At 55.7% G+C, this 6,306-nt stretch carries 9 protein-coding genes; 3 read left to right on the forward strand and 6 right to left on the reverse strand.

Translation table 11 applies throughout. From position 1 onward, the window contains the following. The first annotated feature begins 20 nt into the window (after positions 1 to 20). The 3 genes from ACG74X_RS20655 to ACG74X_RS20665 are packed head-to-tail and all read left to right on the forward strand — an operon-like array spanning position 21 to position 476. Positions 21 to 146, forward strand: coding sequence for a hypothetical protein (locus ACG74X_RS20655; protein ID WP_411237215.1), 126 nt, complete (start codon positions 21 to 23; stop codon positions 144 to 146). Further along, positions 143 to 277 carry a hypothetical protein gene (locus ACG74X_RS20660; protein ID WP_411237216.1) on the forward strand — a complete coding sequence of 45 codons (135 nt, stop codon included), beginning with the start codon at positions 143 to 145 and terminating at the stop codon, positions 275 to 277. The genes ACG74X_RS20655 and ACG74X_RS20660 overlap by 4 nt, the downstream gene beginning before the upstream one ends. Continuing rightward, entirely contained in the window at positions 252 to 476 is a 225-nt protein-coding gene (locus tag ACG74X_RS20665) for a hypothetical protein (protein ID WP_411237217.1), read from the forward strand. Before ACG74X_RS20660 ends, ACG74X_RS20665 begins: the two co-directional genes overlap by 26 nt. Positions 477 to 808: 332 nt before the next feature. Here ACG74X_RS20665 and ACG74X_RS20670 read toward each other — a convergent pair whose 3' ends face one another. The 6 genes from ACG74X_RS20670 to ACG74X_RS20695 form a co-directional block, all read right to left on the reverse strand. After that, positions 809 to 1,663, reverse strand: a complete 855-nt coding sequence (locus ACG74X_RS20670) for a hypothetical protein (protein WP_411237218.1) — start codon at positions 1,661 to 1,663, stop codon at positions 809 to 811. Positions 1,664 to 1,907: 244 nt separating this feature from the next. Continuing rightward, entirely contained in the window at positions 1,908 to 2,618 is a 711-nt protein-coding gene (locus ACG74X_RS20675; protein WP_411237219.1) for a GAD-like domain-containing protein, read from the reverse strand. Positions 2,619 to 2,692: 74 nt separating this feature from the next. Beyond that, positions 2,693 to 3,742 (reverse strand): hypothetical protein, encoded by a 1,050-nt coding sequence (locus ACG74X_RS20680; protein WP_411237220.1) that lies wholly within the window; start codon positions 3,740 to 3,742, stop codon positions 2,693 to 2,695. A gap of 389 nt (positions 3,743 to 4,131) precedes the next feature. Further along, entirely contained in the window at positions 4,132 to 4,848 is a 717-nt protein-coding gene (locus tag ACG74X_RS20685) for a GAD-like domain-containing protein (protein WP_411237221.1), read from the reverse strand. Then, a complete protein-coding gene (locus ACG74X_RS20690) occupies positions 4,848 to 5,429 on the reverse strand; it encodes a polymorphic toxin type 15 domain-containing protein (RefSeq protein ID WP_411237222.1) in 582 nt (193 codons plus the stop codon). The genes ACG74X_RS20685 and ACG74X_RS20690 overlap by 1 nt, the downstream gene beginning before the upstream one ends. Positions 5,430 to 5,549: 120 nt before the next feature. Beyond that, entirely contained in the window at positions 5,550 to 6,083 is a 534-nt protein-coding gene (locus ACG74X_RS20695; protein ID WP_411237223.1) for a hypothetical protein, read from the reverse strand. Positions 6,084 to 6,306 lie beyond the last annotated feature (223 nt).

Genomic DNA, 6,306 nt, shown 5'->3' on the forward strand with positions numbered 1-6,306 from the left:
CAAGCTGCGGAAAGGCATATGTGACTCTGCGGCAGACCGAGTTCGATCTTGAAACGCGGTTCCGGACCCGTGCTGCCAGCGGCGATCCCGAGGAGGGGCTGCGCCTGCTGGATCGGCTCGACCAAGAAGATACGGGCCGTTCATGAGCGATGTCGAAGCAATTCTGGACGCGCGCGCCAAAGATCTCCGCGCCATCGACGACATGATCCTCGGCGATGCCATCGGGGTGGCGCAGGCTTCCGACCATCTGCGTGGCCTTCGACACGCGCCGTTTTGAGGCCGCCGCAGCTCTGGGTTACGGTGATATCGCATCGGCGTTCATCTTCCTGCAACGCACCTTGGGCGGCTTGCAAATGGCCGAACATCGCAAACACGCGTTGATCTCGGATATCGCGGAACACACGGGTCAAACCTATGAAGATGTGGAGCCGCAGGTAACGGCTCGGTTGGAGACCTCGAAACCGAAGCCCGCTTGACGGGTCAAATCCCGGTGAAAATACCGGGTCAGTTCTCAGTGACAATCAACAGCCTTTGGCTAGACAAGCGTCTCGGATGTGGCACGTAGAATATCTGTTTCCACATTTGTTCTTTCCCATAGTCCCGTCACCACTTGCCGCGCAAACCTGAAAACTGTTCTTGGCCAAATCAATCGCCAATATGCTAATCTCTGACATGGATGCCTCCCTCTCTTTGGTTCATATGAAATCACTTTGGCACACTCGATGCCTTTGGGTGGAGGCATCCACCGCATCAGTTCAGGGCGCTTAAGCAATAATTTAAAGAATGAAATTCATTCCGGCTTTCGCCTTCACTTAACATCCGGATGAGCAATTCTTTCCCAGTTCCCGTTTTCGAGTCGATAGATCGTTTTCTGACCAACAGCCCAAAGCACCTTTCCAACGGCAGAAAGTGACTGAACATCGCGCGGTGCTTCGGCCAAGCGTTCGGGACGACCACCCTCTTCACATCGAAAGAGTCCGCGCGGTTGCGATACGCTCGCGATCCAACACGCGTTTTCATACCACGCGAGGGACGAAAACTGTGTCAGTTCGTTTCCAGTCGATCTGTCTTCGAAACCACGCTCCCGGTTGCCGACCAAAATCGTTCCTCCCTTTCCGCAGGCCCATATGGTGCCGTTCGGTGCCTGCATGAGATCTGAAATGCTTTGAATTTTCGGAACAGGAACATCAGCAAAGCCCATCGCTGAATGATGGCGCAGGATACCTGCCCCGTTGGCGGTTGCGCCGGCGACATATAGATCATCAACGCTTGTTCCAGTCGCTGCAAAAAGCAAAACCGATGATTTGAACGGGTTCGCCATGCTTTGCACCCATTCCAAGAACCTGGGATCGGTCGGTGGAGGAGCAGTCTCAAATGACCGTGCCACTTCGGCAGCGCGTTCCGGCCCGCTACCAGCGATTGCGTCCCAATTCCCGACCTTCGATCGAATGAAGACCTGACCGTTTTCTCCGCAAGCAACAAGTTGGGAATCAACGGCCGTGATCCTGTGCAAGCGCCCGCCTTGCGCAACTCCGACACCTGTTATCGTTTCCGTAAAAGGGCCGCGAGCGGTATTATGATAGACTTCGCCCTGCGAAGAGAGACAGCAGAAATAGCGAGTGGCTTCGTCGGGTTGAAACAGGGTGATGGATTGTACATCCATGGACAGGTCGTCAAAGAACCACCCGTCTGCGCCAAGACGGTGGTCATAGCGGTATATTCTCGTATCCGGGTCGAAAGGATCAGATCTTTCATGAACAGCCGAGACAAGAAGCACGTCTTCGGACCCGGCAGCGGCGCGAGTGAATTGGATCATGTAATCCTCATGGGTTTCCAAGTTGAACCGGTCAAGATGGCGGATGACGGGGTTGCCTGTCGCAAAGACCTGATCGGCGAAGCTTGCGCGTTTACTCTTCGATCAGCGTGCTATGGCCAATTGTGCGCACCGGCTCGCTGTGACCGTAAGGGCCACGCCCACCCTCCTTGGGATCTACGTAGCGCATAAGCGTGAACGGTCCCAATTGTGCGAGAAAGCCCATGTATTCAACCAACCCGCCTATCGAGAAATCGTCTGGTTCTCCTGCGCCACCCAAACGCACATGCGGGGCCATGGTGTAGACCTGATCTTCGGTGATCGGTCCCAGACGCGCGCGGAGTTCATCGAAAACAGGTCCACCCGACTCGTCGCCCAACCAGCCCTCGTCGCGGATAGCACGGGTTGCAACGCCCGAGGCGACTGCGTGATCGTCGTTAAAGAGATGTTTCCCATCGATTTCCTGAACTGTGATATCCGTGGTCGTGACCTTGCCCCAGTGCATATTGAGATTGACCAGTTTAAGCTTCGGGTGCCAGCCGATCACGCCACCGAACGCGTCTCGTAGATAGATGACGATATCAGCCGAAGCGAATTCCGGATCATCGGCAAACAGTGTTTGCAGCATCGGCTCGAACGGGCGCGGGTCGCACAGCCAAAAAAGACCATCACGCCACGAACCCCAGCCATGGGCGTGCCAAAACCGGATCAGTTCGTCGGGCACGCGCCCGCGATACGCCTCAAACACCGCAGCATCCGGCTGTCTGACGCCTTCGGTTTGAGGCGGCCCAATATCTCTCAGCACTCGCCCAAAAGGCGGCGTCCAGTCTCCTTCGGTTCCGTCTTGCGGCATCGTTTTTCCCCGTTGCACGCTCCCTGTCAGCGCAACAATCCACTGAAGTCTTGTTCAAGAAGTTCCGGAGGAACATAAATCCAATCCCATGTCTGGCCGTCCCATCGGCAGACACCGTGCTTATGATCAAAATAGAACATAATGTCGCCCACCGCCTGAACCTTCATGGGTGCGGGCGTATCGCGATTACGAAACGGGTCATTCAATTTGGGTTTGAGCAGGATCATCCGGTGCCCGTCAAATTGATAAAGTCCGGTTCCCCACACAGCAATCATGTCGCCTTTGAACTGGGTGATGGAATGGATCGTCTCGGTGTCGCCATGAAAATCAAGCCTTCGGAACCCGTCTTGCGGTGTGCCTGTCAAGACAAGTCCATCAACCCCCGTGATCCAGACCTTGTCGTCTGGAGCAACGTAGATATCACGGATATGAATATCCGGAGGCACATCAAGAGCCTTAAATGCACCGTCGATATAGTGATAGAGGCGTGTGATCGGATCTTTGTCGGAAGATTCCGCACGCCGCAGCGCCATCAGTTCGCCAAGCTCTTCCGCCGTCATATCCGCTCTTATGCGGGGGTCCTGCATCAGCGTGCCTTTCGGGCCAGATGGCCGCTGACTGCTGCTTAGCAGCAGAGACCCATCGGAAAGGAATGCTGCCTTGTCTCCGAAATCCTCGCTGCCGTAGCCTTCCAATTTGATCTCCCCTGCCGAAAGGGTCGACCAATCGCCACGACCGTTCCGAACATACATCTGTCGGGACCGGCCCGTCACAACCTGTTGCTGGTCCCGAACGACAAGCGAATAGACGGCCCCTAGACCCGTCGCGTCATCGCTCAACGCACTCGCACCGGGAATCTTGGACCGCTCAAACTGTCCGTCATGGATGAGGTAGACATCTCCCTCGTCTGACAAGGCAACGTCTGTCACTACGGTTTCCGCTTTTGCTGCAAGAAACCCCAGATCGTAGATATCCCTCTGAACATCCACACGCTGCCAAGGTTGGGTTTGCGTTCCGTCATAACTTAGAATCGCTGTGAACGGATCGTCATAGTCCAGTTCACCAACAGCAACCACAAACCGCTCTGGCGACCATGCGTGGGCTTTTCTGAAGCTGAAAGTGTTTCCCCACATAACACCGCAGAGGCTATCAGCCTTCCGGGATGTCGTAAATTCTGGTTTCAACCTCTGGCAGATCACCGCCCGCACGCTGAGAGATGCTCCTGAAATCTGATCGCATCGCGCGATGAAAAGACGGTCTATCGCGTCGCCACCAGACCGCAGTAGCCTCTTTGAATTGTTCTCGCCGAATTTGCGGACAGGCTACCAGATATGGTGCTTATGATGGAGTCGCCAGATCCGATACTCTTGTCTCAAGACTTGCTCCATTGGATCAAGTCTTGGCAAAGCGAAAGCCCTCAAGCCGTAGGCACTTGCGGCGAGCGACATAAAGAACATCCGACGTGTCATTCCTGTGGCCCGACTAGCCTTTTCGGAACAAGAGTGCCGAACCCGCCTTCGCCGGTTTCCGGTTTTTCGTAGTCGTAAAGCGTCGGTTTTTGTAGGGATGCGAGGAAGACGAGGTGTTCCACAATGGGCAGCTTTTGCAAGTTCTCCACCGGGTACCTCTGCGCCATGCTGTAGGCGGGTACGAAGCCATAGATCTCTCCACGTGCGAGAGGGCCGAGGTTTTTCAACGCCCAGGGGAAAATCTGAGTCCCGTCCTCGTCGGTCCAGTCAAGGCGATGCGCGCCACTCCGTATCTTGCGAAAAATCACCATGAATTCGGAATTCGGCTTACCAGTCGCACTATTGATGGATTGATCCCGCCAAATCACAGTTCCGAAAGGTAAATCTACCGTCATTGTTCGACCGTCACCAAGATACACAACAATCATGCCAAGCGCATTGTATCCAATAGGAATAAGATCCGACGGGTGAAATTCAGGATCACCTGTGAACACCTCTTCAATGACAGCGTGAAGCTGTTCCGGGTTACAAGTCCAGAACTGCCCCTCCGAGAATGCGCCCCAGCCATACTCACGCCAAAACTGGAGCAGCCTGTCGGGCAATCTCTCTTGCCACTTAGTCAATTCGAGCTCCGATGGGTAAGAGGCATCAGTGATCGGACCGTATTTTTGCAAGGTGTCATCGATCCATTCTTGCTCTGTAGGTGCCGCCATTAGTGTTGTCCTCCTGCTCCGACTGGTGTTCCCGCTTGCCCGGGCACACTCGGACAAATTTCCAGATAAACCTGCACCGAAGGGCAGTTGTTGCGCTGTTGCTCGCGAGCGTGGTTGGCCAGTCTCTGAGACCGCGCACCCTGCCACTGCGACCCCATTGAACTGTTTTCGTTGAAGCCGCCGATCCGGTTTTCCAATGGAATGCTCGGGTTCGAAACGGACGAATAGGCCCCTCCGGCTATCATATCCGGATTGTGAAGCGCGGCAACCGTCGCCATATGCGCATCCAGTTCCGCCTCTGCGTCGAGGCCGTACAACTCTTCATAAGTATCTTCCAAAGAATCCCGATATTCTTCTCGCGTCCTCGCCTGCAATGGTTCCGATAAACGCCTCATCCCTTTCGGATCAGCGAGATAAGCACCACGATTGCCCAACATCTCCGTTGGCGTCATCCCGTTCAGCGCCGCTTCCTGCAATTTCATCTGCCGCCGAAACTCCTCGCGATCAACGGTCTTGCTGACTGGCATGAAACAGATCGTTTCGAATGAGCATCTTGGCCTTTCGTCTTCGTCCTCATCCACCCGCACGTTTGATTCTTCCGGGATCGGTGTCGGCCTGACTTCCGTATCCTCATCGACCTCGGTCTGCGTTTCCGGTTCCCGATTGAGGCGCCCTTCCGCTTCCAGTTGGCGCAGCCTCTCTTACATCTCGTCCCTGATCTCTCCGGGTTCCCGTGGCGTTGGTGCCGCGCGCGAACGGCTGGCGCCATCACGCAGGATCTCTTGGGCCTCATCGCTGAGGGACGGATTGCGCGATACTCTATCAAGCTCATCTGCAAGACCGCGCTGACGATCCGCCGGAAAACTCAAGAGACGATCAAGTATGAACCCCGGTAAAGACCGCCGAATAAATTGACCGAACCACCCTCTTCGTTGTTGCCGTGGGGGCCGGTCGTTCGGATCGGGATCGCGTCCGCTAGGTGAAGGTGGAGGTGAGTCCGGCTGTGTTTCGGGCGGCGGGGTTTCGGGTGCTGGTGATGGCGCGAACGCGCTGCCAGTTCCAGCATCCGTCACGGTTCCGGTTGCGGCTTGGGCGACCTGGTATTCAGCACCTTCAATAAAGCTTGACCGGCTCAGCACCAACGACCCCCGCAACGGATCGTCATCGACCGGGGCCGCATAGACCCCCATATCCCGTACGAAATAAGCCTCGCCTTGGGTGTTGCGGTTGTTCATGTGGAAGCGGTCGAGGTGGCGGATGACGGGGCTGCCTATCGCAAAGACCTGATCGGCAAAGCTTGCGCGTTTACTCCTCGATAAGCGTGCTATGGCCGATTGTGCGCACTGTCTCCACATGGCCGTACGGGCCGCGTCCGCCGTCCTTGGGGTCAATATACCGCGTGCGGGTGAACGGGCCGAGTTGCACCAGAAACCCCAGATATTCGACCAGACCACCGAT

Source organism: Marivita sp. S0852, assembly GCF_046591575.1.
In the GTDB taxonomy this organism is placed as follows: Bacteria; Pseudomonadota; Alphaproteobacteria; order Rhodobacterales; family Rhodobacteraceae; genus Marivita.

Excerpts from the sequence above, each read along its gene's own strand:
- ACG74X_RS20695 (WP_411237223.1), bottom strand. The coding sequence starts at position 6,083 with ATGAACAACCGCAACACCCAAGGCGAGGCTTATTTCGTACGGGATATG.
- ACG74X_RS20660 (WP_411237216.1), top strand. The coding sequence starts at position 143 with ATGAGCGATGTCGAAGCAATTCTGGACGCGCGCGCCAAAGATCTCCGC.
- ACG74X_RS20670 (WP_411237218.1), bottom strand. The coding sequence starts at position 1,663 with ATGGATGTACAATCCATCACCCTGTTTCAACCCGACGAAGCCACTCGC.
- ACG74X_RS20685 (WP_411237221.1), bottom strand. The coding sequence starts at position 4,848 with ATGGCGGCACCTACAGAGCAAGAATGGATCGATGACACCTTGCAAAAA.